The organism is Terrabacter ginsenosidimutans, from assembly GCF_039539425.1.
In the GTDB taxonomy this organism is placed as follows: domain Bacteria; phylum Actinomycetota; class Actinomycetes; order Actinomycetales; family Dermatophilaceae; genus Terrabacter; species Terrabacter ginsenosidimutans.
Genome location: NZ_BAABDC010000001.1, coordinates 169,252 through 195,566 on the forward strand (window position 1 = coordinate 169,252; position 26,315 = coordinate 195,566).

The 26,315-nt window shown below is 71.4% G+C and carries 25 protein-coding genes; 15 read left to right on the forward strand and 10 right to left on the reverse strand.

Annotated elements, in window-relative coordinates:
- Positions 1–118: 118 nt before the first annotated feature.
- Positions 119–859 carry a GAF and ANTAR domain-containing protein gene (locus ABD831_RS00865; protein ID WP_344940168.1) on the forward strand — a complete coding sequence of 247 codons (741 nt, stop codon included), beginning with the start codon at positions 119–121 and terminating at the stop codon, positions 857–859.
- 30 nt (positions 860–889) lie between these two features.
- Here ABD831_RS00865 and ABD831_RS00870 read toward each other — a convergent pair whose 3' ends face one another.
- The gene (locus ABD831_RS00870; RefSeq protein WP_344940171.1) at positions 890–1,213 is read right to left on the reverse strand and encodes an ANTAR domain-containing protein; all 324 of its coding nucleotides are present in this window, start codon (positions 1,211–1,213) and stop codon (positions 890–892) included.
- A 160-nt stretch (positions 1,214–1,373) separates the two neighbouring features.
- On the opposite strand from ABD831_RS00870, the gene ABD831_RS00875 reads away from it, so the two are divergent.
- The 3 genes from ABD831_RS00875 to ABD831_RS00885 all read left to right on the forward strand — a co-directional run bounded on the left by ABD831_RS00875 (position 1,374) and on the right by ABD831_RS00885 (position 7,070).
- Entirely contained in the window at positions 1,374–1,658 is a 285-nt protein-coding gene (locus tag ABD831_RS00875) for a hypothetical protein (protein ID WP_221628611.1), read from the forward strand.
- 97 nt (positions 1,659–1,755) lie between these two features.
- Entirely contained in the window at positions 1,756–5,700 is a 3,945-nt protein-coding gene (locus ABD831_RS00880) for a Pls/PosA family non-ribosomal peptide synthetase (RefSeq protein WP_344940177.1), read from the forward strand.
- Positions 5,697–7,070: a M1 family metallopeptidase gene (locus tag ABD831_RS00885; RefSeq protein WP_344940180.1), complete on the forward strand. Its 1,374-nt coding sequence runs from the start codon at positions 5,697–5,699 to the stop codon at positions 7,068–7,070. The genes ABD831_RS00880 and ABD831_RS00885 overlap by 4 nt, the downstream gene beginning before the upstream one ends.
- Positions 7,071–7,087: 17 nt before the next feature.
- Here ABD831_RS00885 and ABD831_RS00890 read toward each other — a convergent pair whose 3' ends face one another.
- Entirely contained in the window at positions 7,088–7,789 is a 702-nt protein-coding gene (locus ABD831_RS00890) for a 4'-phosphopantetheinyl transferase family protein (protein WP_344940183.1), read from the reverse strand.
- Positions 7,782–8,027 carry a three-helix bundle dimerization domain-containing protein gene (locus ABD831_RS00895; RefSeq protein ID WP_344940186.1) on the reverse strand — a complete coding sequence of 82 codons (246 nt, stop codon included), beginning with the start codon at positions 8,025–8,027 and terminating at the stop codon, positions 7,782–7,784. The genes ABD831_RS00890 and ABD831_RS00895 overlap by 8 nt, the downstream gene beginning before the upstream one ends.
- 322 nt (positions 8,028–8,349) lie before the next feature.
- Here ABD831_RS00895 and ABD831_RS00900 point away from each other — a divergent pair, with 322 nt between their 5' ends.
- The 5 genes from ABD831_RS00900 (at position 8,350) to ABD831_RS00920 (ending at position 11,868) form a co-directional block, all read left to right on the forward strand.
- Positions 8,350–9,432 carry a sigma-70 family RNA polymerase sigma factor gene (locus tag ABD831_RS00900; RefSeq protein WP_344940189.1) on the forward strand — a complete coding sequence of 361 codons (1,083 nt, stop codon included), beginning with the start codon at positions 8,350–8,352 and terminating at the stop codon, positions 9,430–9,432.
- Positions 9,425–10,348 carry an STAS domain-containing protein gene (locus ABD831_RS00905; RefSeq protein WP_344940192.1) on the forward strand — a complete coding sequence of 308 codons (924 nt, stop codon included), beginning with the start codon at positions 9,425–9,427 and terminating at the stop codon, positions 10,346–10,348. Before ABD831_RS00900 ends, ABD831_RS00905 begins: the two co-directional genes overlap by 8 nt.
- Positions 10,348–10,761 (forward strand): STAS domain-containing protein, encoded by a 414-nt coding sequence (locus ABD831_RS00910; RefSeq protein WP_344940195.1) that lies wholly within the window; start codon positions 10,348–10,350, stop codon positions 10,759–10,761. The genes ABD831_RS00905 and ABD831_RS00910 overlap by 1 nt, the downstream gene beginning before the upstream one ends.
- Complete coding sequence (locus ABD831_RS00915; protein WP_344940198.1) at positions 10,758–11,099, forward strand: phosphatase RsbU N-terminal domain-containing protein; 342 nt, start codon at positions 10,758–10,760, stop codon at positions 11,097–11,099. The genes ABD831_RS00910 and ABD831_RS00915 overlap by 4 nt, the downstream gene beginning before the upstream one ends.
- Before the next feature lie 217 nt (positions 11,100–11,316).
- Positions 11,317–11,868 carry an ABC transporter substrate-binding protein gene (locus ABD831_RS00920; protein WP_344940201.1) on the forward strand — a complete coding sequence of 184 codons (552 nt, stop codon included), beginning with the start codon at positions 11,317–11,319 and terminating at the stop codon, positions 11,866–11,868.
- 116 nt (positions 11,869–11,984) lie between these two features.
- On the opposite strand, the gene ABD831_RS00925 is transcribed toward ABD831_RS00920, so the two are convergent.
- Positions 11,985–13,031 carry a LuxR C-terminal-related transcriptional regulator gene (locus tag ABD831_RS00925; protein WP_344940204.1) on the reverse strand — a complete coding sequence of 349 codons (1,047 nt, stop codon included), beginning with the start codon at positions 13,029–13,031 and terminating at the stop codon, positions 11,985–11,987.
- Positions 13,032–13,528: 497 nt separating this feature from the next.
- Between ABD831_RS00925 and ABD831_RS00930 the strand changes: the two genes are divergently transcribed.
- Together ABD831_RS00930 and ABD831_RS00935 are read left to right on the forward strand one after the other, a co-directional pair.
- On the forward strand, positions 13,529–14,218 hold the full coding sequence (locus ABD831_RS00930) for a GIN domain-containing protein (protein WP_344940207.1): 690 nt from the start codon (positions 13,529–13,531) through the stop codon (positions 14,216–14,218).
- A gap of 163 nt (positions 14,219–14,381) precedes the next feature.
- Positions 14,382–15,593 (forward strand): amidohydrolase, encoded by a 1,212-nt coding sequence (locus ABD831_RS00935; RefSeq protein ID WP_344940209.1) that lies wholly within the window; start codon positions 14,382–14,384, stop codon positions 15,591–15,593.
- A gap of 57 nt (positions 15,594–15,650) precedes the next feature.
- Here ABD831_RS00935 and ABD831_RS00940 read toward each other — a convergent pair whose 3' ends face one another.
- Positions 15,651–16,067, reverse strand: a complete 417-nt coding sequence (locus tag ABD831_RS00940; protein WP_344940212.1) for a hypothetical protein — start codon at positions 16,065–16,067, stop codon at positions 15,651–15,653.
- Between the two features lie 338 nt (positions 16,068–16,405).
- Here ABD831_RS00940 and ABD831_RS00945 point away from each other — a divergent pair, with 338 nt between their 5' ends.
- Positions 16,406–16,882, forward strand: coding sequence for a CoA-binding protein (locus tag ABD831_RS00945; RefSeq protein ID WP_142176847.1), 477 nt, complete (start codon positions 16,406–16,408; stop codon positions 16,880–16,882).
- Between the two features lie 79 nt (positions 16,883–16,961).
- The gene (locus ABD831_RS00950) at positions 16,962–17,966 is read left to right on the forward strand and encodes a YihY/virulence factor BrkB family protein (protein ID WP_344940216.1); all 1,005 of its coding nucleotides are present in this window, start codon (positions 16,962–16,964) and stop codon (positions 17,964–17,966) included.
- 2 nt (positions 17,967–17,968) lie between these two features.
- On the opposite strand, the gene ABD831_RS00955 is transcribed toward ABD831_RS00950, so the two are convergent.
- Positions 17,969–20,365 (reverse strand): lysylphosphatidylglycerol synthase domain-containing protein, encoded by a 2,397-nt coding sequence (locus ABD831_RS00955; protein WP_344940219.1) that lies wholly within the window; start codon positions 20,363–20,365, stop codon positions 17,969–17,971.
- Between the two features lie 310 nt (positions 20,366–20,675).
- Entirely contained in the window at positions 20,676–21,122 is a 447-nt protein-coding gene (locus ABD831_RS00960) for a DUF6325 family protein (RefSeq protein WP_344940222.1), read from the reverse strand.
- Between the two features lie 327 nt (positions 21,123–21,449).
- On the opposite strand from ABD831_RS00960, the gene ABD831_RS00965 reads away from it, so the two are divergent.
- Entirely contained in the window at positions 21,450–22,115 is a 666-nt protein-coding gene (locus ABD831_RS00965) for a hypothetical protein (RefSeq protein ID WP_344940225.1), read from the forward strand.
- Here the strand turns inward: ABD831_RS00965 and ABD831_RS00970 are convergent.
- The 3 genes from ABD831_RS00970 to ABD831_RS00980 form a co-directional block, all read right to left on the reverse strand.
- Positions 22,108–22,932 (reverse strand): bestrophin-like domain, encoded by an 825-nt coding sequence (locus ABD831_RS00970; protein WP_344940228.1) that lies wholly within the window; start codon positions 22,930–22,932, stop codon positions 22,108–22,110. The genes ABD831_RS00965 and ABD831_RS00970 overlap by 8 nt on opposite strands.
- A 275-nt stretch (positions 22,933–23,207) precedes the next feature.
- Positions 23,208–23,990, reverse strand: coding sequence for a hypothetical protein (locus ABD831_RS00975; protein ID WP_344940232.1), 783 nt, complete (start codon positions 23,988–23,990; stop codon positions 23,208–23,210).
- A gap of 403 nt (positions 23,991–24,393) precedes the next feature.
- Positions 24,394–25,341 carry an AraC family transcriptional regulator gene (locus ABD831_RS00980; RefSeq protein WP_344940235.1) on the reverse strand — a complete coding sequence of 316 codons (948 nt, stop codon included), beginning with the start codon at positions 25,339–25,341 and terminating at the stop codon, positions 24,394–24,396.
- Positions 25,342–25,508: 167 nt separating this feature from the next.
- On the opposite strand from ABD831_RS00980, the gene ABD831_RS00985 reads away from it, so the two are divergent.
- Positions 25,509–25,898, forward strand: coding sequence for a nitroreductase family deazaflavin-dependent oxidoreductase (locus ABD831_RS00985; RefSeq protein WP_344940238.1), 390 nt, complete (start codon positions 25,509–25,511; stop codon positions 25,896–25,898).
- The last annotated feature ends 417 nt before the right edge of the window (positions 25,899–26,315 follow it).

A 26,315-nucleotide genomic window follows, 5' to 3' on the forward strand; every position in this document is an offset into this window, starting at 1 on the left:
CCCGGGGTTCTCCCATCGCCCCCACGTGTCCCCGTTGCACCGCGAGGCGGCACGGGTAGGAGACCCGGGGGTCGACGCGGACCGCGCCTCCACCTTCGTCACGACGGGAGCCAGACCGATGAACGACACGAGCAGGACCGACGTCGCCGACCACCTGCGCCGCGTGGCCGAGGACTTCGAGCAGCTGGGTGACGAGCTCTCCCACTCACCGCACCCCGACCGTTACGAGGCCGTCCTCAAGCTGGCCGTCGAGCGCGTGCCGACGACCCGGGCCGCCAGCATCACGACACTGGAGCACGGTCGGTTCGTCACGGCTGCTGCCACGGACGACCTCGCGCGGCGCGCCGACCGCATCCAGTACGAGCTGGGTTCGGGTCCCTGTGTGGACGCCATCGTGGACCGGGCCATCTTCCAGCCGAAGGACCTCGAGACCGACGACCGCTGGCCCGAGTACGGCCGCCGCGTGGTCGCGGAGCTGGGCATACACAGCATGCTGTCCTACCGCATGCGGCTCGAGTCCGCCGGTGTCATCGCCGGCCTCAACCTCTACGCCGACGCGGTGGGCGCCTTCGACGACCACGACCTGGCAGAGGGCCTGCTGCTGACGACCCACGCCGCGCAGGCGGTCTCGGTGGCCCATCTCGCCGACCGGACGCGGAACCTCGAGCAGGCGCTCGTCTCCAACCGCGACATCGCCACGGCCGTCGGCGTCCTCATGGGTCAGCACCGGCTGACGAGGGACCAGTCCTTCGACCTGCTGCGCATCGCGAGCCAGAACACCAACCGCAAGCTGCACGACGTCGCTCTCGACGTCATCGACACCGGCACCGTCGACGTCTGGCCGCACAGCCGCGGCTAGGACGCGCACTCGCCGGGGGCGGTTGAGGGTCTAGAGCATGCCCCCGTCCACGACCTCCTGCGCCAGGACGTACAGCTTGCGGTTCTGCGCCATGCTCGCCTCGCGCAAGCGGTCGAACGCCTCGGCCTCGGTGATCTTCTCCATCGCCATGAGCACCCCGATCGCGGCCCCGATGGTCCGGGAGTGCAGCAGGGCGTGGGTCAGGTGTTCGGCTCGCATCTCCGAGTCGTCCAGCCGCTCGAGGGCCTCGAGGAGGTACTCCTCCGTCGTCTCCGGTCGGGTCTGGGACTGGAAGTGGGACTGGGGGTCGGACTGGGACTCCGACTCCGACACAGATGCACGGCGCTGGCTCACGGCATACTCCTGTGGTTCTTCTCGACGGGGCGGGCCACGGGTCGGGCTCGTTGCAAGCCTACGAAAGGAAGCCGCGCGCTGGCTAGTTCCTCGGGGGCGTCGCATCCGCTGGGTGGGCCCTCGCTGGTCGCCACCCGGAGGGGTGGGGGACGATGTCCGCATGGCGAAGTCAGGACGAGGCCCGCGGTTCTTCAAGCGCAGTGGTGACGACCTGACGGTGAAGGACGCGGAGGGGCACAAGCACCACGCCGCCCTCGGCCCCGTCGACGCGGACAGCACGCACGAGGACGGCGCCTTCGTCCTCGGCTACTGCAAGAGCTGCGACTGGACGGGACCGGCGCGCCGGGCACGCGACAAGGCCCGCAAGGACGCCCTCGCCCATGTCGACGACTGCCCGAGCAAGGGCAAGGTCCGTCTCGGCGTGAGCGAGAACGACCCCCGCTGACGATTCGGGCGAGCAGCCCCGTACGTTCACCCGGCAGCGCTAGGTTCGGCAGGGTGGCGGTCGACGCGTCGGGCGTCGACCCTGACGAGGAGGGCGCGTGGTGGATCCCCTGCTGGCCGGCGCCCGAGCCACCGCCCCCCGCACGCTCGTCGACGTGCTGTCCGACGTCACCGCGCGCCACCCCGATGCGCCGGCCGTCGACGACACCCGGACGGTCCTGACCTACGCGGAGCTCAGCGAGCAGGCCCGACGCCTGGCCCTCGAGCTCGCGGCCGCGGGCGTACGCCGTGGGGACCGTGTGGGGGTGCGCGCACCGTCAGGCACGACCGACCTCTACGTCTCCGTCCTCGGCATCCTGCACGCCGGAGCGGCGTACGTCCCCGTGGACGTCGACGACCCGCCGGAGCGGGCCGACCTCGTCTTCAGCGAGGCCCGGGTGACCGCGGTGGTGGGCGCGCGTCGGCAGATCACCGTGCCCGCGGACGTCCGGGGCTCGCGGCGCGCCACGGCCAGGCCGCCGCGGGGCGTCCTGCCCGAGGTGGGCACCGGCGACGACGCGTGGGTCATCTTCACGTCGGGATCGACCGGCGTGCCCAAGGGCGTGGCCGTGTCGCACCGATCGGCAGCGGCCTTCGTCGACGCCGAAGCACGGATGTTCTTGCAGGACAGCCCGATCGGACCGGGTGACCGCGTGCTCGCGGGTCTCTCGGTCGCCTTCGACGCCTCGTGCGAGGAGATGTGGCTCGCGTGGGGCCACGGGGCGTGTCTCGTGCCCGCGCCCCGCGCGCTCGTCCGCACCGGCATGGACCTCGGGCCGTGGCTCGTGGCCCAGGAGGTCACGGTCGTGTCGACCGTGCCGACCCTCGCGGCCCTGTGGCCGGCCGAGGCGCTCGAGCCGGTCCGCCTGCTCGTCTTCGGCGGCGAGGCCTGCCCGCCCGAGCTCGCCGAGCGGCTCGTCACCCCGGAGCGCGAGGTGTGGAACACCTATGGTCCGACCGAGGCGACGGTCGTCGCGTGCGGGGCCCGCCTGGACGGCGCGGGGCCCATCCGGATCGGGCTGCCTCTCGATGGCTGGGACCTCGCGGTCGTGGGCCCGGACGACGAGCCCGTCGGTGTCGGCGAGACCGGTCAGCTCATCATCGGCGGCGTGGGCCTCGCCCGCTACCTCGACCCGGTCAAGGACGCGGAGAAGTACGCCCCGATGCCCACCCTCGGCTGGGACCGCGCCTACCGTTCCGGCGACCTCGTCGTGAACGACCCCGACGGCCTCGTCTTCGTCGGTCGCGCGGACGAGCAGGTCAAGCTCGGTGGGCGCCGGATCGAGCTCGGTGAGGTCGACGCGGCCCTGCAGTCCCTGCCCCGGGTCTCGGGGGCGGCGGCGGCCGTGCGGACCACGACCGCCGGCAGCCAGGTCCTCGTCGGCTACGTCGTCCCCGACGCTCCGGACTCGTTCGACCGGACCGCAGCGCTGGCCCGGCTGCACGAGGAGCTGCCCGCCGCCCTCGTGCCCGTCCTCGCGGTCGTCGAGACGCTGCCGACGCGCACGTCCGGCAAGGTCGACCGGGCTGCGCTCCCGTGGCCGCTGCCGGACGCCTCCGACGACGACGGGCCGAGCGACCTCTCCGGCACGGCCGCCTGGCTCGCCGCACAGTGGACGGCCGTGCTCGGCACGACGGTGCGGTCCGCCGCGGCCGACTTCTTCGACCACGGCGGGGGCAGCCTCTCCTCGGCCCGCCTCGTCTCCCTGCTGCGCGAGCGCTACCCGACGGTCACCGTGGCCGACGTCCACGCCCACCCGCGCCTCGGCGCCCAGGCGGACCTCCTCGAGACGATGGACACCGGGGACGCGTCCCGGGTCGACCGCACGGTGCGGCGCATCCCCCGCCGCACCCAGCTCGTGCAGACGGTCGTGTCGGTCGTGCTCCTCACCGTCAAGGGCCTGCAGTGGCTGGTCGGCCTGGTCACGCTGACCGAGCTGCTGCGGCTCTCCCACCTCGCGTCCTGGTCCGTGCCCGTCTCGTGGTGGGCCATCGCGGTCGGATGGGTGGCGTTCATCAGCCCGCTCGGACGGATGGGCCTGTCCGCCCTGGCAGCTCGCGCGCTGCTCGCCGGCGTCCGTCCGGGCACGTACGCCCGGGGCGGAAGCGTGCAGCTGCGACTCTGGGCCGCCGAGCGGTTCGCCGACGCGATGGGCGCCATCACCATGGCCGGCGCACCGTGGATCATCTACTACGCGCGGATGCTCGGCGCCTCGGTCGGCCGGGGTGTCGACCTGCACAGCGTGCCGCCCGTCACCGGCATGCTGACGATCGGGGCCGGCGCGAGCATCGAGCCCGAGGTCGACCTCTCCGGCTACTGGATCGACGGCGACGTCGTGCACGTCGGCCCGGTCCACATCGGGCGTGAGGCGGTCGTGGGCGCCCGCAGCACCATCGGCCCCGACGTCCACATCGGACGTGACGTCGTCGTCGAGGCCGGCTCGACCGTCCTGAGGTCGGTGCGCCCCGGACGCGTCGTCGCGGGCTCACCGGCGCAGCGCGTCACCGGCCCCGGCCGCTCGGGGTGGCCGACCGCGCGACCACCCGAGGCGCGGGCGTGGCTCGCGGTCTACGGGCTCTCCGGCGTCGTGCTGTCGGTCCTGCCCTTCCTCGCCCTGCTCCCCGGGGTGCTGCTCGTCGGCGGCGCCGTGGCGAGGGCGGGGGCGCGCGAAGCCGTCGTGACGGCATACGCCGCAGTACCCGTCGTGACGGTGCTCGGGCTGATCACCCTGGCCGCCGTCACCATCGTGCTCGTCCGGCTGCTCGGGCTCGGGCTGCGGGAGGGCTACTTCCCGGTGCGCGGCAGGGTCGGATGGCAGGTGTGGGCAACCGAGAGACTCCTCGACCAGGCGCGCACCCTCCTCTTCCCGATCTACGCCAGCCTCGTGACCCCGTCGTGGCTGCGCGCCCTGGGCGCCACGGTCGGCCGGGACGTCGAGGCCTCGACGGTGCTGCTGCTGCCGTCCATGACCTCGGTCGCCGACGGGGCCTTCCTCGCCGACGACACGATGGTCGCGGGCTACGAGCTCGCCCACGGGTGGGTGCACATCGCCCCGGCCAAGGTCGGCAAGCGGGCCTTCCTCGGCAACAGCGGGATGACGGCTCCAGGTCGGCGCGTGCCCAAGCACGGACTCGTCGCCGTGCTCTCGGCAGCGCCCCAGAAGGCGAAGGCCGGGTCGAGCTGGATCGGCAGCCCACCGGTGCGGCTGCGACGACCGCCGCAGGGCTCGGAGGGCGAGCGGACCTTTGCACCACCCTTGCGGCTCAAAGTGTTCCGTGGGCTCGTCGAGCTCTGCCGCATCGTGCCCGTCATGGTGACGGTGGCGATCGCGGTCAGCGTCCTCATCGCGCTCCAGTGGCTCGTCGGCGTCGCCGGCCTCGCCGGGGCCGCGGCCCTGGGCGGGGTCGTCCTCGCAGCCGCCGGAGCCGTCGCCGCCACCATGACGACCCTCGCGAAGTGGGTCGTCGTCGGGCGCATCGGCGCGGTCGAGCACCCCTTGTGGAGCTCGTTCGTCTGGCGCAACGAGGTCGTCGACACCTTCGTCGAGATGGTCGCCGGACCGTGGTTCGCCTGGACGGCTACCGGCACGCCGGCGATCAACGTCTGGCTGCGCAGCCTGGGCGCCCACATCGGGCACGGTGTCTGGTGTGAGACCTACTGGCTGCCGGAGGCGGACCTCGTGACGCTGGGTGACGGCGCCACCGTCAACCGGGGCTGCGTGCTCCAGACCCATCTCTTCCATGATCGAATCATGAGCATGGACACGGTCACGCTCGAGGACGGAGCCACCCTGGGACCCAACGGGGTCATCCTCCCGGCGGCCAGCATCGGCAGGGCTGCGACGGTCGGCCCGGGTTCCCTCGTGCTGCGCGGCGAGTCCGTGCCCCGCGGGACCCGCTGGACGGGCAACCCGATCGCGTCGTGGAGCGGTGCCAGGGTCGGGGTCGTGGACGTCGCGGCACCCCCGCCGGTGTCCGGTTCGGTCCGGGCCGACGCACCATGAGCGGCAGCCTCGTCCAACAGGCCCACGCGCTGACCGACACCTACACGCCCGACCGCGGCGACCCGGCATACGTCGTCACGCACTACGACCTCGACCTCGACTACAAGGTGTCGACCAACCGCCTCACGGGCCGGGCGGTCCTCGACGTCACCGTGCTCGAGGACGTGCGCCGGCTCGTCGTCGACCTCGTCGGCTTGCGCGTCCTGAAGGTCGCCGTGGGAGGCGTCCCCGCCAAGTGGGTTCACCGGGGCCCTCGTGTGTTCGTCACCCCGCGCGCCCCGCTCCCCCGCGGTCAGCGCACCCAGGTCGCGATCACGTATGCCGGCACGCCCGGCCCCGTGCGCACGCTCTGGGGGGACGTCGGCTGGGAGGAGCTCACCGAGGGCTCCCTCGTCGCCGCGCAGCCCAACGGCGCCTCGACCTGGTTCCCGTGCAACGACCATCCGAGGCACAAGGCCACCTACCGTCTCGCGTTCGAGTCCGACTCGCCCTACGACGTCGTGGCGACCGGCACCCTCGTTGAGACCCGGGTCCGCGGGAGCCGGACGCGCCGCGTCTTCGAGCAGCACGCGCCGATGGCGACCTACCTGGCGACGGTCCACGTCGGGCACTACGTCCGGCGGACCCTGCCCCCGACAGACGTTCCGATCACGGTGCTGCTGCCCGTGGTCCACGAGCGTCCCGTCATGCACGACCTCGCCCGACTCCCCGAGATGACCAGGCTCTTCGGGTCGCTCTTCGGCCCGTACCCCTTCGACGACTACACCGTCGTCGTGACGGCCGACGACCTCGAGATCCCGCTCGAGGCGCACGCGCTGGCGACCTTCGGGCCGAACTGGCTCGACGGGCGCCGGCGTCACGAGCGCCTCGTCGCCCACGAGCTCGCGCACCAGTGGTTCGGCAACAGCCTCACCCCGGCGACCTGGGCCGACATCTGGCTCAACGAGGGTTTCGCCTGCTACGCCGAGTGGCTGTGGGCCGCCCACGCGGACGACGTCCCGGTCCGGACGAGCGCCCAGGGTCACTGGGCGCTCCTCGCCCGGCTGCCGCAGGACCTCGTCCTCGGCGACCCGGGCCCCGACCTGATGTTCGACGACCGCGTCTACAAGCGCGGCGCGCTGACCCTCCACGCGCTGCGCCTGCAGGTCGGCGACGGCGTCTTCTTCGAGGTGCTGCGGGACTGGACGGCGACGCACCGGCACGGGTCGGTCACCACGGACGAATTCGTCGACCTCGTCGAGGCGCACGTGCGTCTCGCGTCGGGCACCGCAGGCGGCGCCGCTGCCGCCGGGCGGGCGAGGGACCTCCTGGAGCAGTGGCTGTGGGGCACCGACCTGCCGCGGCTCGAGCCGGTCACGACGGCCTCCTGACCGGGGAACCGGGCGACTCAGTGGTGGCGGACCTCGAGCGGCCCTGAGCCGGAGGCGAGGGCCACGGCGGCAACGCACCCGGTCGGGGCGTCGACGTCGACCACGGACACCCACGGCAGGCCCGGCACGACCTCCGCGAGGACGCCCTCGCGTGGCGTGACGAACGACGCGGGATCGACGCGCAGCCCCACGCCGAGGGCCTTGAGTGCGGCTTCCTTGCGCACCCACGCCGTGGCGTTCGCGGTGGCAACGCCTCCGCCGACGGCGCCGCCGTTGCCGCGTTCGCGGGCGTGCAGGGCCACCTGCCCGAAGCCCTCGAACTGCGTTCCGGCGACCTGCTCCACGTCCACGCCGACCGGCCCGGAACGAGTGAGCGCGAGGGCGACGACGGTCCCGGCCCGGCTCAGCGACAGGTGGAGCCCGGGGTCGTCGACGAGGAGGGGGCGACCGTGCTGACGGCCGCAGTCCGGACAGGTCCGGTCGAAGCGCAGCGACTCAGGGGACCGGCCGAGGAACCGACCGATCTGCGACCTCGCCAGCACGTGGAGCTTGACGTAGGCCCTCGCCGACGGCCCGTCGCCGAGGCGGGCCCAGCGGTCGCGCTCGTGCTGGTCCAGCGGGTCGAGCGGGTCGAGCCGGTCGGCGTCGCGCCCACCCTCAGGGGGTGCGGCCCCGAGGGCCGTGTCACGCACCCAGACGTCGACGGACGCGTCACCCATCCGTCGCCGCGGACGGCGTGGGATCGACCCCATCGCTGTCGTCACGCACCGCGAAGGCCAGCCGGTCGCGCGCCGCGTGCTCGACGAGCACCGGCACGAAGTCACGCACCGGGCCGGTGAGCTCCGAGTGCGCGAGCCGCACTGCGGCCTCGACCACATCGGCATCCAGCTGGGGGAAGTGCTCCTGCAGTCGCAGCCGGACGTCGCTCAGGGACCTCATCTCGTCGGCACGGTCCACGCCTCAAGGATCGGGGTGCCGGGCCGCACCCGCAAGCCCCGTCCAGCACGAGGCGTGGGCGCCCACGCGGCACTCGCACGAGGCGCGGGGGTCGTGCGGCATCCGGCGAGACGACCGGCCCCCCGGAGTCGTCCCCGCCCAGCCACGCCTCCGTGCGCTGGAGCGCGAGCATCAGCAGCAGGCCCACCCCGGGTGCACCGAGCGTCAACAGGGTCATGTGCGTCCTTCCGTGGGTCCGCCCTCCGGAGGGCGGTTCACCAGAGACGACGCCGTGTGGGCGACGGGATGACGTGGTGGACGCGGCAAGGGGTACGTAGCGGGCGTGAGCGCAGCCGAGCGCGCCGGGCCGCCGTCCGGTCACAGCGCGGAAGACGTCGCGGACCTGCTGCCCATGGTCCGCCGCATCGTCCGCGCCCGGGTCGGCGCGCACCCCGCCGCCGAGGACCTCGTCCAGGAGACGTTGACCCGGGTCCTGGCGGCATCCTCGACGATCGAGCCCGGCATGCTCGAGCCGTATGCCATCGTGACGGCCCGCAACGTCGTGGCCACGATGTGGCGGGACGCCGACCGTCGGCGCCGCAACCAGCACCGCGTCCTCGACCTGAGCACCCCCGACGCGCCGGAGACCCAGGTCGTTCTCGACGAGGAGCAGTCGGCGATGGCCACCGCCCTCGCGCGCCTGAATGAGCGCGAGCGCCGCACCCTCCTCGACCACGAGGTCAAGGGCACCGACACGCGCACGCTCGCCGAGCGCGACGGCAGCACGGCCGGCGCCGTCGCGGCGCAGCTCAACCGGACCCGGGCACGCCTGCGCGTCGAGTACCTCATCGCCGTCGAGCAGGTCGACCCACCCACCGACCGGTGCCGGGCCGTCCTGCTTGCCCTCAGCAGCGGCGACCAACGGCGCCAGCGCGAGGTGCAGGCTGCCCAGCACCTCCTGGAGTGCGAGCCGTGCTCACGCCTCAGCCAGCCGCTCCTCGAGCGGGGTCAGCAGCGCGACGACAGCCTGCGCATCGCCGTCAGCGGTGACCCGGACATCGTCTCCGCCAGAGTCGCGGCACGCGAGCTCGCCACGCGGCTCGCCTTCGGCCCCACTGACCTCACGGTCATCGCGACGGCCGTCTCGGAGGTGTGTCGCAACATTGTCCGGTTCGCCGGCTCGGGGCAGGTGTGGCTGGAGCTGCTCGAGGCCCCACGCCGCGGCATCCAGATCGTGGCCCGCGACGGTGGGCCAGGCATCCCTGACGTCGAGCAGGCGCTCGGCGACGGTTTCAGCACGTACGGCGGACTCGGCCTGGGTCTGCCCGGGGTGCGTCGGCTCATGGACGAGTTCGCGATCGCGAGCGAGCCCGGACACGGGACGACCGTCACCATGACGAAGTGGGAGAGGACCAACGATGAATGACCGAACCGAGGAGCGCCAAGCTCCGGGCGCTTCCGACCCGCGGCGTGATGGCCAGGCAGAGAGCAGACCCGAGGGCGGGGAGCACCTGCTCTCCCAGCTCGTGTCGCACCTGCGCGAGCACCGCACCCGTCTGCGTCGGGACTGGGCCGAGCGGATCCAGCAGGCGCACCTGCTGACGGCGATGACGCCGCAGGAGATGGCCGCCGAGACGACGTCGGTCTACGACAACTACGTCGAGGTCCTCGAGACCGGGAGCGTCGAGGCGCTGCAGCACTACGCCCGCGACCTCTCAGAGCGGATCATCCCGCGCGGCGTCGAGACCCACGAGGTCGTCGGCATCGTGCTGCTCCTGCGCGACGTGCTCGCCCGATCGCTCTTCGAGAAGTACCAGCGGGACTTCGCGCTGCTCAACGAGGTGCTCGACGCCTACGAGCCGGCTGCGAACCGCATCGCCAACACCGTCGCGGTGAGCTTCGTCGACGAGCGCGAGCGCGTGATCCGTCAGCAGCAGGACGCGATCCGCGAGCTGTCGACGCCGGTGCTGCCCGTCCGCGAGCGCCTGCTCATCCTGCCGATCATCGGGGTGCTCGACAGCGAGCGCGCGAAGCAGCTCACCGAGCAGCTGCTGACCGGTATCCGCAAGCACCGCGCCAAGGTCGTCGTCATCGACATCACCGGCTCGCCCGACGTCGACGAGGCGGTGGCGAACCACCTCGTGCAGACCGTCGACGCGTCACGCCTCATGGGTGCCAGCGTCATCATCACGGGGCTGTCGCCCAAGATCGCCCAGACGCTCGTGACCATCGGCGTCGACCTGAGCAAGATGAACACGATCGGCGACCTGCAGGGCGGCCTCGAAGAGGCCGAGCGGCTCCTCGGCTACACCGTGACCCGGAGGGAGGGCAGCACGAGCTGATGAACGGCGGACCGGCACTGGTGTCGATCATGCGGCAGGGATCGACCCTGATCGCATCGGTCCACACTGCCCTCGACGACTCCGAGCTGGTCCGCTTCGAGCACGACCTCGTCGACCAGATCGGTGAGCACCGGTCGCGCGGCGTCATCATCGACGTCGCCGCCCTCGACGTCATCGACTCGTTCGCAGCCCTGACCTTGCGCCGCATCGCCGAGATGGCACGGCTGCGTGGTGCGCTCACGGTGGTCGTCGGGATCCAGCCAGCGGTGGCCTTCACCATGGTGCAGCTCGGGATGGGCACCGGGAACGTGCCGACCGCCCTTGATCTCGAAGAAGGCCTGCAGCTGCTGGCCGAGCAGGCTCTGCCCGCCGGTCCGAGCCGGTCGTCGACGGCAGGCGACGGCTCCCGGTGACCGGTCCCACAGCGCCCACCGGTCCCACCGGTCCCACCGGTCCCGGCAGCCGGTCGCCCCTCGAGGACCTCACGCAGGACTACCGCGCCACGCTGCTGCGCTTCCTTCCCCGGCGGGACGAGGCAGCGCGCGAGTCCGCCTACGAGCTCGGGCGCCGCGCGTTCGCCGCCGGCATCAGCCTGCTCGACGTGTGCCGGATGCACCAGGAGCTCGCCCTCGAGGTCCTGGTGGACACCAGACCCGAGGAGTACGTCGCGGTCACGGATGTCGCCGGCGAGCTTCTCCTCGAGATGCTGGGGGCCTACGACATGACCCATCGGAGCGTGCTCGATCCGTAGACCCCGGCGCGGACGCCTTGCTCGCGGCTGCATGACGTGGGATCCCCGCGGCTGTCGGTGTTCGCAAGGTCGGGCTTCGTGCTCAGTAGAGGTCACGCCCGGCGACCCGGCCGCAACCCGAGTAGGGATCATCACGTCATGACGGGCGCCTTCAGGGCTCTTCAGGGGTGACCGACGGCCCACGAGGCCGTTCGCACCCCGATCAAGGAGTCACCGAATGAAGCTCACCACCAAGCTTTGTGCCGCCGGAGCCACGCTTGCCACGACCGCCGCCCTCGGCCTCGTGCCGGCTGTCTCCGCCTCCGCCGCCCCGACGGCCGCGCCCACCGCTGCAGCCGCAGCGAGCACTCCCCGCGCGACTGCCTCCTCGACGATCAACCAGACGATCGCCGGGGTCGGCACGTTCGTCGGCTCGTTCAGCCCGACCGGCTTCACCAACCAGAACGGTCAGCTCGGCGTCACCGGGCTCGTCACCGGAACCCTGACGACCCTCACAGGTCAGCAGGTCCCAGTGAGCCAGACGGTCACGACGACGGTCCAGAACGCGACGGCGGCGGGCTCGTGCGACATCCTCAACCTCGTGCTCGGGCCGCTGCACCTGAACGTGCTGGGCCTCAACGTCGACCTCAACCAGGTGGTCCTGAACATCACTGGCCAGACAGGGGCGGGCAACCTGCTCGGCAACCTGCTGTGTGCCGTGGCCGGCCTGCTCGACGGCACCGGCATCAACGGGCTCGCCTCGCTGCTCAACCGCCTGCTCGGTCTCTGACCCGGCGCTCGCCCCGCCGTCCCGTCCGGGCCTGATCTCACCCGGGCACCCGATGGCGCCGACCCTCCCCGGTCGGCGCCATCGGCGTTGCGGCCCCCGCCTCGACGTCCGTGCGGTCAGAGCGTCGTGGCGCCGGGAGGGCCGACGTCCCTGTCGTCCTCCCCGCTCCTGACGAGCCACCGGAGCTCGCTCCGGTGCTCGAGCCCGAGCTTGGCCAGCACCGAGGCCATGTGGGTCTTGACGGTCGCGGTGCCGATGCCGAGCGCCTTGGCGACCGCAGCGTTCCCGGGGTCGCCGTCCGGCCCGGTCACGAGGTCGACGACACTGCGCTCGCGGGGCGAGAGAGCCTCCAGCGGGTCGGTCCGTCGCTCCCGCTGCGCGTCGGGGTCCGCATGCCCTCCCAGGCGCGTGATCAGCGCGGCCTGCACCTCGAAGCAGCGTCGGCTCAGCCGGCTCAGGGCCGCTGCGCGCTCCTCGGCGTCGTCGAGGCCGCCCACGAGCTCGATCTCGGCGGCCAGCGCGGTGAGGGCCGACGTCGCGTGGTTGACGGCCATCAGCGTGCCGGCACGGCCGGCGTCCTCGAGCTCCGGGTAGACGGCCCCGAGGTTCAACCGACGACGCGGGCTCACGGCCTGGATCCGGTCCAGGAGCACCGCAGCGAGCCACGTCAGGGCCGCCACGACCTCGTCCGTCATCACCCCCGGCGTGTCGGAGAGGGCCCCCACCGCGCCGACGACGCGGCCCTCGGTCAGCATCGGCACGACGACGGCGTCGGCGGACGGTTCGAGGTCACCGAACCGGATCCCTCGGTTCAGCAGCGCACCCTGGTCGTCCTGGTAGCGATAGGGCCTGCGGGACGCGACCACCCAGGCCACCACCCCGGCGGGGCCGTAGGTCATCGTGCCGGCCTCGGCGTAGCTGCCGTTGCTGAAGAGGTAGGGGTAGGAGATGCGACGGTCGTCCTCGCGGAGCAGCGCCACGTAGAAGTCGTCGAGGACGGTGATGGCCCCGATCGCTGCCCGGCACGCGTCGTAGACGGTGAAGACGTCGGCACGGTCGGCCTCGTGGATCACCTGGTCGGCATAGCGGAGTGCCCGGATCGTGGAGTCGCTCAGCACCGTGTCATCGCCCTTCCACCGCTGGTCCCGAGCCTGCGCCGTCACCCGTGGCAGGCGGAGCCACGGTAGTACGCCGCCACCGCCCGCGGGGCTGTTTCGTCCCGAGGACCTCCGCCGGAGGATGATCCTCGAGGTCCCCCTCGGACGGATGCCTTGCCCCTGCGGGAGACGTCACCATGGCAGAGCCGGTCGCTGGCTCGAGGCTCCCCACGGGTGGGATGTCGGGAACTTTGGGGCCGCGCTGGCGGTGTGCGTGCCACAGGGGGGGGTATGCCGCCACCGGCTCAGTCTCGTCCCCCGCGGACGAGTCGCGGCAGCCCCGGTTCTCGACCCTTTGGGGAGGGGGCCGAGAACCGGGGCGCTTGCCGCTGCCCTGGTTGGCCTGCTCCGTCTGCACGGGCCCCATGTGCCGTGTTCGCCCCTGTTCGCAGGACGACAGCGCCGCTCGAGCGCCGAGGTCGACCGTCTGCGGGCGAGACACGGGACCTTGGTCCCTGCCTCGACAGGTCCGCCACCCCGCACGCTGGAGCAGGGAGGCAACCATGACGTCACGGACCAGACTGCGACTCGACCGACGGCGCCCCTTCGGCCTCGCCCTGGCCGCGGGGGTCGTCGTGCTGGTGACCGCCTGCAACGTGGGATCGACGGGCGGCATGGTCGTCGGCTCCGGCGACGTCGGTTCGGAGACGCGCAGCGTCGCGCCGTTCACCGAGGTCAGTGCCGGCGCCGGCATCCAGCTGCAGCTGGCGACCGGGCCGCAGAGCGTCGTGGTCACGGCCCAGCCCAACATCACCGCCATCACACGGACCGACGTGTCCGGGTCGCGCCTCACGGTCGACACCACCCGCGGCTACGTGACGGCCCAGGGGCTGATCGTGAAGATCAGCGTGCCCGACCTGACCGCGGTCGAGCTGTCCGGCGGCGCCAGCGCGTCCGGCTCGGCAGGGACAACCAAGGACCTGACGATCCAGATGTCCGGCGGCGCACGGGCGACGCTCGCCGGGACCACCGGCAACCTCACGCTCACGGCCAGCGGCGGAGCGCTTCCCGACCTGGGTGGGCTCCGCGCCACGAACGCGACGGTCGACCTCAGTGGCGGCGTGGTGGGCTCCGTCGCCGTGAGCGGCACCCTCAAGGGCTCGGCCTCCGGGGGCGTCGTCCTGACCCTGACGCGTCAGCCGGCGAGCACTCAGGTCGAGACCTCGGGCGGTGCCGTCCTGCGCAACCCGTGACGTCTCACCCTGTCACGAGGCGCCCTGCCCCCGATGGCGGCAGGGAACGGGTGCTCGGCCTCGGCGGCTACCTCGTGCGAGCCGCTGACCGGACGGGAGAATCGGTCACAGCGCCGCCGGGTACGTTCGGTCAGGGACCCGACCCCGCGCGGGAGGAGCAGCGATGACGTCGGCTGACGAGGTGCTGGACGGCCTGGACCGCATCCGCGCGTGGCAGGAGGACTTCTACCGCGACCTCCACTCCCATCCCGAGCTGAGCGGTCACGAGTCGCGCACCTCGGACGCCGTCGCCGCGCGGCTCGCGGCCTGGGGCTTCGAGGTCCACCGTCCCGGTGGCGGGGTCGTGGGAGTGCTGACCAACGGGACGGGAGCGACGGTGCTGGCTCGCGCGGACATGGACGCCCTGCCCGTGACGGAGCTGACCGGGCTGCCGTATGCGTCGACGCAGACCGCGGTCGACGAGACGGGTGCGACCGTGGGTGTGTCACACGCCTGCGGGCACGACGTCCACGTGACCTGCCTGCTCGGCGCTGCAGAGCTGCTCGCCGGACGTCGAGACCGGTGGAGCGGGACGTTCGTCGCCCTCTTCCAGCCGGCGGAGGAGACGGCGTCCGGCGCCAACGGCATGCTCGAGGACGGACTGGCCGAACGCATACCGCGTCCCGACGTCGCCATCGCCCAGCACGTCCTCGGCCTCGAGGCCGGCATGATCGGCACGATGGTCGGGCCGGTGATGTCTGCGGGCGACAGTGTGCGGATCACGTTGTTCGGCAAGGGATCTCATGGATCGATGCCGCACCTCAGCGTCGACCCGGTCGTGCTCGCGGCCTCCGTGGTCCTGCGCCTGCAGACCATCGTCGCTCGTGAGACCAAGCCCGGCGAGTTCGCCGTCGTCACCGTCGGGAGCAGCATCGCCGGGACGAAGAGCAACATCATCCCCGACCGCGCGGTGCTGCTGCTCAACGTGCGCACGTACGACGAGGCGGTGCGCCGTCACGTACTCGAGGCGATCGAGCGCATCGTGCGCGCCGAGTGCGAGGGGGCAGGCTCCCCGGAGCCGCCGACCTTCGAGTACTACGACCAGTACCCCCTCACCTCCAACGACGCGAACGTCGCCGCGAGGGTCGGCGCCGCCTTCGACGAGCACTTCCCCGAACGGGTGGTGGACCTCGGCCGCGTCACGGCCAGCGAGGACTTCAGCCGCATCCCGGACGCTTTCGGCACGCCCTACTTCTACTGGGGCATGGGCGGATTCGCCGCTGGGGTCGACGCGCCGCCCAACCACTCCCCCTTCTTCGCCCCGCTCGTGCAGCCGACGCTCGACACGGGCACATCGGCTCTCGTCGTCGCCACGCTCGCCTATCTCGGGACCTGACGCACTGGTCTGCAGCGGACCGCTCGCGGTCCCGTGGCGTCGACGTCGCGCGAAGGCTCAGCCGGCGCCGAAGGTGGCACCGAGCGTCTCGGCGGCGGCGGACGCACCTCGGTGCGAGAAGGACGTGCCGTCGGGCAGCCGCACCAGCCACTCGGACGCGTTCGGGACGACACCCCGTCCGGTGAACCTGCACCCGCCCCCGACGAGGTTGCCGGCAGCGTCCACGTGCGGTCCCGCATAGATGAAGGCCGTGACGGCCCTGTCGATCGTCACCGTGGCCGTCGCGGGGTTCGACGATGCTGCCCGGCCGTAGGCAGGTCGGGTCTCGGTGAACCGCACCACGCTGCCGATCGCCAGACCCAGCCGGTTGCCCGGGCGGTGGATCGTCAGGGGGCACGGATGCGAGCTTCCGGCGGCGAGTGCACGAGCGTCCTCGGGGGGCAGCTCGCCGCCGACCTTGAGGTCCAGGGACATCGTCGTGGTGAGCGGAGCCGGCGGTCGCGACGTCGACGGGCCCGCGCACGGGTCGCACGAGGACGGGGGCGCCGAGCATGCCGCGCCCCAGACGACAGCCAGCGCCAGCGCGCTGACCGACCGCACTCTCACCCCTCCCCGTCTCATGCGAGCAAGAGTGCCCCGGCGCAGGCACGCGCGCATCGACTTCTGCACGCCGAGATGTGAGCGAGGCCAGGTCGGGCCCTCTCGCCACCGCACGACAGGACCTTCGGCCCTGACGGGGCCGCGGCCGTCGGAGCAGGCTGGATCGGCGAGGAGCGGCGCAGCCCACGTGCCGCGCGCGAGGGAGGACCGAGATGCAACCGATCAAGGACGCCGCAGCCGACTTCCTCAGCCGTCACCGTGTCGCCGTCACCGGAGTCTCGCGCGATGCCGGCTCCCACGGCAGCAACGCCGTCTACCGGCGGATGCGCGAGCGGGGCTATGAGGTCTACGCGGTCAACCCGAACACGGACCAGGTCGAGGGAGATCATGCCTATCCGGACCTGGCCTCCATCCCGGGCGGCGTCGAGGCCGTCGTCATCGGCACTCGTCCCGATCGCGCGCAGGCAACGCTCGAGGAGTGCGCCGGACTGGGCATCAAGCAGGTCTGGATGCACCGCGGCCCGGGCGGCGGCAGTGTCTCCGAGGATGCCGCCCGGTGGGGCCGGGACCACGGGATCACCGTCATCGCCGGCGGCTGCCCGCTAATGTTCGAACCGACGTCCGACACGGGCCACAAGGTGATGCGGTGGATGTTCAGCCTCAACGGCAACGTGCCTCGTCAGGTCTGACGAGACACGTCCGCCCCGACGGGTGATCCCGTCGGACGGATGGCCGTCCCCGCATCTCATCGAGCTGAGGGGAGGCCTGATGCCTCCGGAGCAGGGAGCCGACGGTTCGCACCCGACCCGGCCGGAGGCCTACGTGGCCCGAGTGGTGGGTTGGGCGGACGCCGTCCAACGACGCCATGCCGTGTTCGGTTTCCCCTACGCGGTGATCCGGAAGTACGGCGATGACGCGGGCGGCCGGCACGCAGCGCTGATCACCTACTACGGCTTCCTCAGCATCTTCCCCCTCCTCCTCGTCGCGGTGTCCGTCCTCGCGAAGGTCCTGGCCGACAACGCCGCCCTGCGCGCCGAGATGGAGGAGGCCCTGGTCCCGCCACCCCTCCGAGAGACCGTCGACGCCGCACTGACCTCGATGCCGCCATCGGGCCTGCCCCTCGCGGTCGGACTCATCGCGCTGCTCTTCTCCGGCATGGGGGTGGTCTTCTCGGCGTACGAGACGCTCAACCACCTGGCCGGGGTTCCCGTGCGGTCCCGCTTCGGGTTCGTCGCCCGCTATGCCCGCGTCCTGCTCATGCTCGTCATCGTCGTGGCAGCCGGTCTCGTCGTCGCCGCACTGACCGTCGCCGCAGCTGCACTGCCCGACGTGGTGCTGCTGCAACGTGTCTCGGTGATCGCCTCGACCGTCGTCGTCGTGTTCGTCGTCCTCGTCGCCGCTGCCAAGGTGCTCGTGGCCCGGCCGGTGCTCCTGCGGGATGCGTGGCCGGCTGCGGCCGGGGGCGCCCTCACGGTGACGTTCGTCCTGTCGGCCGGAGCGCGGCTGCTCGCGATCCTCGTCACGAAGGCCGGTCCCGTCTACGGGAGCTTTGCGACCGTTGCCGGCATCTTCGCGCTGCTCTACCTCGTGAGCCAGGCGCTGCTCTACTCCGCCGAGACCGCCGTGGTGCGCCACCACCGCCTCTGGCCCAGAGCCGTCGACAGCACCAGCCCGACACCCGCCGACGTTCACGCCCTGACCCTCCTGGCCACCGAGCAGGAGCGCCTCGCGCAGGAGCGCATCGAGGCCAGGTTCGGTCCGCCCCGGGGATGAGGTCAGAGATACCCGTGCCGCTCGAGCCACCTCGAGGCGAAGAAGCCTTCGGTGGCGGGCAGGTAGAAGGTCGACACGCGCCAGATGACGGTGGCGGCGACAGCGACCTCGCTGGTGACGCCGAGCGGCACGAGGAGCCCGGCCATCAGCGCCTCCGAGACACCGATTCCGCCGGGGACGGGGACGACTCCCTGGAACAGGGCCGTCACCACGACCACGACCGTGCACCGCATCAGGCCGAGGGGCGACCCCACGGAGTAGAGGGCGGCCCACAGGATGAGGCCCCAGAGGAGCTGGATCAGCAGCTGGACCCCGAGGAGGCCGATGGCCCGCGAGGGTGATCGCATCAGCTGGACGAACGCGGACCATGCCGGCCCCAGCACCGGTACCACCCGTTCCCGCAGCCGTCTCACCCTCCAGAGGGCCACCAGTGCGGCCACGGAGACGAGCAGCACGACCGCCAGCACCACGGGCCAGTTGACGGCGCCGAGCGAGGTCGCCGAGAGGTCGAAGGACACGGCACCTGTCGCGAAGGCGACCACGAGGATGGCGAGCTGGGCGATGAAGCCGGACAGGCCGTCGATGCCGCCCTGGGTCACCGCGACCGTCGGCGACACACCGTACTTGTACAGGAACGCCGCGTTCATCGTCACGCGACCGGCGACACCGGGGATGGCGAACGAGATGAACGCGATGGCACTCTGCAGGATGGTCGCCGGACGGAGCGGAAGTGACCGACCGACCGAGAACATCATGGAGGCGGCCTGCGGGAAGAAGGCGATCTGACCCAAGGCGATCGCGCTGAGCACGAGCCACCAGGTGGCGTCCTTGAGCTGCGCCCAGAGCTGGGCGTAGTCCACGCCCGCCAGCACGGGAATCAGGGCCCCGACGAAGAGCAGGAGGACGGCGAGCATCAGCACGTCCCGTGGACCGACCCGCCGCAGCTTCACCGGCTCGGGCTCCGGGACCCCGGTCTCCGTCACGACGCGGGTCCGCAGCTCCTTGAGCTCCCGGGCCGTGCTCCGCGGGTGCCGCCTCTGACGTGACGGCAGCGCAGGCAGCTGGAGGTAGGGCAGGGCCGCGCCCAGCCGTTCGTCCCCGAGGGAGGCGCGGGCCGTCGTCACGGTTCGCTCGACCCCCACGAGCTGCGCCAGCCCGAAGAGCAGCCGTGCCGTGTCGAGGCGCTTGTCGCGCTCCTCCGGGTCCAGGGAGCCGGCGGCGAAGTCGGCGAGGACGAGCCCGTCCTCGTCCTGCCGGACGGCACCGACGTCCAGCGCGCCGTGGCTGATGCCGGCGTCGTGCAGTCGCGCCAGGTCGTGCCACAGCCTGACGAGGGCGGCGTCGGTCACCCCGTCGAGGTCGACGGAGTCCAGACGGGTCCCGCGCCGACGGGTCACGAGGATCGCCACCTCGCCGGAGGTGCTGGCGGCCGCCAGCACCTCGGGGACCGCCACGCCGGCACGCTGGGCGAGCAGGGTGACGAGCGCTTCGTGCTCCGCGGCCTGCAGCCGCGAGAAGGTGAGGCTGCCGCCCTCCCCGCGGTAGACGAGCATCCGCCACATCCGTGCCGCGAACTGCGAGTCGGTCGCGTCGCGACCGAAGGCCTTGATCTCAAGTGGTGCACCGTCGCTCGCGGTACCGACCATCCGGCGCACCCCCCACGACTGGTCCGGGTCGATCCTGAGATCGGTCGGCTTGATGCCCAGGTCCTCCATGGCCTCCGCCACCGACGCGACGGCCGGGTAACCGCACGGGGACCCGAAGGCCAGCAGGACACCGCCTGCGCTCACCATCCCGATGCCGAGCGCCCCGACCGAGCCGCTGAGCGCACCGAAGCCCAGCACCGGCGCGGCCACGCCGGTCAGCACGACGAGCGCCCACCCCAGGCGGCGCATCGGTCGGGCCAGATGCGGTGACGCGGCGAGCAGCATGCCCGAGACCGCGGCGACGCGCAGGACCGGGAACTGCGGTGTCGCCGGCCCGGCGGCATACTCCGGGAAGAGCGTCGGCCACAGTGTGCCGAACGCCGCCATGCACCCGAGCGTGCCCAGGACTGCGACCGCACCCGCCGCCACGACGTCGCGCAGCGCGGCTGCACGTCGGGCCGCCGCGAGCACGACGACGACGCCGACCGTGTAGGCGAGCGTCGCGGTGGTGACCAGGTGCAGGAGCGAGGCGACCCAGTCCGGCACCGCTACGACGACACCCGGGGAGTCCGGGACCCCCGCGTGCGTCCTCACGGCCCACGCGACGAGCATGCCCCCCACGACGACGGAGGTCAGGTCGCTCGCGCGGCGAACGCGAGGCTGGTCGTCGACGGCGACGAGGTAGTGGGAGTGGTGGAACGCCGGTCGCGCGCGGATCCCTCGGCTCCCACCGACCTTGCTCGCCGGTCCCATCACACCCTCCACCACAGATGACGTCCGGGTCGCGCCCCGGGAACCTCACGGCATACGACCGTATGCCGCGTGCGTCGCAGGTGCTCACGTGTCGGTCAGGGCCACGGGGCCGCGGTACGGGCACGTGCAACGTGGGGTGGCCCACCACCGGAGGCCACCCCACGCCCACCTCACGGGTCAGCGGCGATCGCGGCGGTCTTCGCGCCGGTCCTCACGACGCTCTCCGCGACGGTGCATCCCGTGCGCGACGACGACGGCGCCGCCGACGGCGGCCACCGTCCTTCTCCTGCGTCTGGCTGCGAGTGGCATGTCAGGCTCCTTCCTCTTCGTCGGACTCCATGGCGGCGATGATGGCCTGGATCGGGATCCGCCCGCTGGCCACGAGCTGGCCTCCGGCGTGCCTCACCGCCGCACCGAAGGGGGCCGCCCACAGGTTCTCCCACACGAGGACGGCCGCCGAGCTTCCGGGTTCGATCGTCTCGACCAGGTCGGCGACGTCCTGCTCGCTGAGCAGCATCGCCAGATCCTTCTCGTACGAACGGAGCTCGCCGATCTCGCTGTCGTCCAGGTCGGAGGCCTCGAACGCCTCGACGCTGCCGTCCTCGTCCTTCTTGAGGAACAGCAGGTCCAGGACCCGGATGAGGTCTCGATCCACGTAGTCCTTGAGGATCGGGGCGACCTCGCCGTTGAGCTTGTTGCCAGCGAACTCCACGACGAGCCAGTCCACCGGGCCCAGCTCGTCGACGTTGATCGTCATGTCATGTTCTCCTTCTCGTTGGCGTCGGATGCGGTTCCCCGGTCGAGCAGAAGGTCGGGGTCTGGTGACGGTCCAGGACGACCAGGGCGTCGGGGCGAGACACCGCCGCGGGTGCGCCCTGTGTCTGCTCCAACGCTAGGAGCGCTCGGGAGGCGAGGCCTCATCCGGAGGGGATGACCCGCGCAGCGGGGACCGGGACCGGGACCCGGTCCGTGGCGAAGGACCGGGGGCCGGTGACGCGAGCCGCTGGCAGCGCCCGGCGAGCGGACTGACTGACTGACTGGCGATAACGGTGGACGCGTGCCCGTGTTGAACTACGCTCCGAGAATGAGCAGGGCCACGGCTCCTCGCACCTTGACGTCACGGTTCTGGCGGGGGCGACGCTCCGCTGCCGTCGCCGGGATCGTCTTCGGCGTCCTGCTGCTGGCCGCGCTGACGATGGTGCGACTGGCGCTCTCGGACACGGACATCGACTCCCTCCGGTCCGACCCCTCGAGACGCGCGCTCATCGGGCTGAGCCTCAACCTCGTCCCGTTCGCCGGCATAGCGTTCCTCTGGTTCATCGGCGTGGTCCGCGACCAGCTGGGCGAGGTCGAGGACCGCCTCTTCTCGACCGTGTTCCTCGGCAGCGGCCTGCTCTTCCTCGCGATGCTCTTCGTCGGTTCGGTGACCACGAGCACGGTGCTGTCCCTCGTCTCCGCGCAGAACGCGAGCGCCGAGCTGTTCGACTACGGCCGCGTGACCACCCAGGGGCTGATCTCGGTCTACGCGCTGCGGATGGCCGCGGTCTTCACGCTCTCGGTGAGCACCGTCGGCATGCGGACCGGGGCCCTGCCCCGCTGGGTGGCGTACAGCGGTTACGTCGTCGCGCTGGGTCTGATGGTGGCGGCCGGCGAGCACAAGTGGGTGCAGCTCATCTTCCCGGCCTGGGTGCTCATGGTGAGCGTCGTGATCCTGGCGACCAGCCCGTCCGAGCGCGGCACGGTCACCTAGCGACCCCGCGCTCGTCGCACGGCGGGTCGGCCGTGACGCCGACGACCTGGAGCTGGGTCTCCATCAGGCCGAGCGTGCGCTGCATCTCCGTCGGTCGCAGCGTGCCGATGCCCGTGCCGTGGGGGTGGTTGAAGAACACCACGAGCATCATGAGCACCGTGATGACCACCGTCACGCTGCCCATCAGCACCCCCTGGGTGAGCGCCCGTTCCCCGCTGTCGGCGAAGAACAGCATGAAGACGAAGAGGGCGAGGCTGAGCAGCACGAGCGCGATCCACAGCGGCACGGGGATGATCCCCTCCGCGGAGTGCAGGCGGGCGTCGCGCGCCTCCTGCCGCTGGGTCGTCTCGTCCATCCACCGGTCGTAGGCCGACTGCTCCGTCGCCGTCGCCGGCTGAACCGACCTGATGGTCAGGAACATGCGGGCACCCCAGGGGTTGATCGCGTTCCCGAACGTGCCCGCGTCCACCGCGTCCCACTCGGCCCCCGCGACGGACCGCGCGTAGCAGACGAGCTCACCCGTGAGCTGGCGGGAGACCTCGGAGGGGAGGAACTGGGCGGTCTGGGTCATCTGGGCGACGATCGTGGCCTCGGTCGCCGCTCCCGCCCGGGAGTCGTCGTAGGACTGGAAGGCCAGGAAGATGATGAAGCCGAGCAGCACGGAGAAGCCGGTCGCGAGGACGCCGAAGACCCCCGCAGCCCGGTCGCCGTCGCTGAAGTAGCCGCCCACCGGGGCTGTCCGGCGCACCAGCAGCATGGCGGTCACCGTCGTCGCCGTGAAGGCGACGGCGATGAGCAGCCCCCAGAGGAGGTTCACCGTCGGCGGTCTGGCGCGGTCGTGGGAGCCATGGGTGAAAGTCTGTGGGTTGCCGTGCCCCTCCGTCTGCACATTCGACTGGTTTGCCGGTTCGGCAGCCGGTGGAACGGACCTGCGGTCCGAGTCGCAGGTCTGGCGTCGAAGGAGCGACCCACGTCCGACGTCGGGCCACGGTCCCGCAGCGCCACGACACCAGGTGAGCCCCATGTCCGACAAGCAGGGCAGCGACGACCGCATGACGACGTAGGGACCGAAGGCGACGAGCTAGCCGCCGGTCAGTAGTCGACTCCCTTGACCGGAACCACCAGCGGGCCGGTCGCGACACGTCGTGCCGCATCCTTCAGGAGTGACTGTGGCTCACCGTTGAACACGTCGACGCCCTCGGCGATGCAGATGATCATCGAGTCAAGGGACCTGACGGGGAAGGTCCATTTCAGTCTCACTCCCTCGGGCAGCACGCTCCTCATGAGCTGTATGCGGGTGAGGCCTGTCCGCGCGCCCCGCCACGAGCCGCCCTGGACGAGCCAGACACCCGTGGCACCCAACAGCTCGCACGCCGCCGCGGTGGCATCTGGAGTGAGCCCATCGGTGTCCAGCACCACTCGCACTCGGACTGCGCGGCCCTGCATGGCCTCGACCAGCGTGCCGACGTCGTCAGCGAACCCCTGCCCGTCGTCGGCACTCAGCCGGTCGGCGCTGGCCAGCATGCCGAGGTCGGTGGCGCCGGCGTCCGCCAGCCGTCGCGCCTCCGTCAGCAACGTCTCAGTGGCGAGCGGCTCCACATCCCCGTTGCGCCAGCCAGGGATGGTGACCACTCCGACCGACGTCCCGGCCAGGTGCCGAGCCACCGTCGGCACGACCTCAGGTAGCGCAATCACGCTGGACAGCCCTTGGCGTAGGGCGAACGCACAGCCGTCGCGTACCGCCTGGCTGGTCTGCTCCGAAGGGTAGAGGCGGTGCTCCAGCCTGGCTGCGACCTCCCCCAGGTTCAAGGGCCGCCGTTCCAGCGGGAAGGGCCTCGCTGTGCCGTGGAACGGCACGTCACGCGTGGTGCACACAGATGTCCCTTGGTGTGGGGAAGACGGTTGCCCGGTCACTGGTCGCTCCGCGAGGTCGTGCACAGGTGGGGTGGATCAGGGTGAGCGGTCCCGAGCAGTCGGGGGATGTCCCGGGACCGCTTCCTGAGCTGCAGCGCTCGCCCGCGGAGGAGCACGCAACCCGTTGCGGCCGGCTCGAGTCTCGTTCTCGCACCGGCCACAACTTTCGGATGTCGCGAGCACGCACCTTGGTGGGTCAGCCCGGTCGACGGGTGGGGCTGCTACCGACCGCACTGACCCGCACACCTGCAGGACATCCGTCACCATGCAAGCGGGTTGTGGTCACCTTTGCCTAGCCGGCTCGCGCAGGCCCATGTCCGAATCGCGCAACGAGCATGCGGGGCACCTCCCAGGCCGCACGTTCCTATCCCGGTGGCCGCTTCAGGGTCTGGGCTGGCAGCTCCGTGAATGCCTGGCGATAGGCCGCAGCAAAGCGGCCCAGGTGCAGCATCCCCCAGCTGTATGCCACCGTCTCGACGGTCGTCGTCCCAGGCGTAGCCCGCTTCAGCTCCTCGTGGATGCCTTTGAGCCGCAGGTCGCGCAAGTAGGTCATGGGCGGCTTCCCGACGTGCTTGTGGAACCCACCCTGGAGAGAGCGCACACTGACGTGGACAGCTCTGGCCAGCACCGTGCTCGACCAGGCCTCTGCCGGGCGTTCGTGCAGCAGGTCGACGGCGCGCACAACCGCACGCGGAACTGCCGGCACGTCGGGACGGTCGAGCTCTTCGATGTGGCTGTGCGCGTGCCCCAGGAGAAGGGCGTCCAGGAGGGTCCGTTCCAGCTGACGTCCAGCGGCCGGGTGGGACAACAGACGTCCCCGACTCGCAAGCTCTCCAGCGACCAGATGCACCATGCTTCGCCAGACACGCCCTTCGGGCGTGGCGAGGCTCATGTGGAACGGCAGGTGCAGCGGCCGCTTGATGGGATGCCCGAGGAGCTCCTCGAGTTCGTCCTCGAGTGTTGAGCTGGGGATCATGAGGCAGAGCTGGACAGCGTCGGAGCTCCATTCGATCTCAGCGGGTGCGCCGGCCGGAAAGACCGCGGCCTGGCTGCTCGTCGTTGCCACCGGCGCGGAGCGCCCCACGCAGGAGACGACTGAACCGACCAGCGGGGTGTTGACATGGATGTGACGAGCCTCCTCGGTCACCAGGCGGATTCGGCGTCCGTACTCCAGCTGTCCGACCGTGGTCGTCCCAAGACGCACTGTGGCCAAGCGCATCGTCAGGGCGCCCGGTTCCAGAGCTACGAGGCGGTTCGGCAGATAGACCTCGGCGACAGCTGTCTCAGCCTCGTCGAGTGCAGCCGTTGTCACGACCTCCGCCTCCATGGAGCTGCCCGCGCCCCCCATACTCTTCATTCGAGAACCAACGGCTTCGCCCCTCGGACCTGTCCAGTGCGGCCACTATAAGCAGTCGATGCGCGAGGACGAGCGCTCGCCGTACAGTGGCAGGAACGGTTCAGTCGAGAGGATCGCGCGCCGTGCACCCCGACAGCTCTCAGAGCGAAGCCATCCTGGCCGCGTTGAACCACAGTCCGGTCATCGATCTGACGACGACCGGCCGGAGGACCGGTCGACACCGGCGCATCGAGATCTTTCTGCACAACGACGACGGCCAGCTGTTCATCACCGGAATGCCCCGAGCCGACCGGACGCGTGACTGGATCTACAACATCGAAGCCGACCCCCATGTCGTGATCCACCTGAAGCAGTCGGTCGTCCTCGACGTGCCCGCGACGGCGCGAGTGGTCACCGAACCTGAAGAACGCCGGCCCTTCATCGAGGCGGCCGCCAGGCGTTGGCGCCGCACGGATGTGCCGGACATGCTCCGACACAGCCCACTCATCGTGCTTACCGTCGAGAGTGGATGAGGACCCGGAGCATCGAGCGTACGACGAGCACCCCCGGCTGGCCGGAGCCGACGTCTCAGATCCGTGAAACCGCTTACAGGTGCGCTCTGGTCCGCTTGGATGAGGACGAGCCCACACCCCCGGTGGGCTTGCAGGCTGCCTCACGTCCGACCCCACCCCAGGACAGGGCAATGCGTCGCCTCGAAGCGATGCGGGCGGCGCCCCCGTTCCCACCCGGGAGCGCCGCCACCGCTCATCGCCCCCCGCGATGACCCCCGGGCTGGCACCACGCTGACACGGCGGGGCTGGTCTGCGTCTCTGAATCGCCCGATTCACAGGGAGGAGACGAAGCCGACAGGTAGGCGGGCAAGCGAGCCAGAACAGCAACGTGCAACTGCAGGTGCCGGCGCATCGTCGGACGTGAAGAGGCCGGCCGCC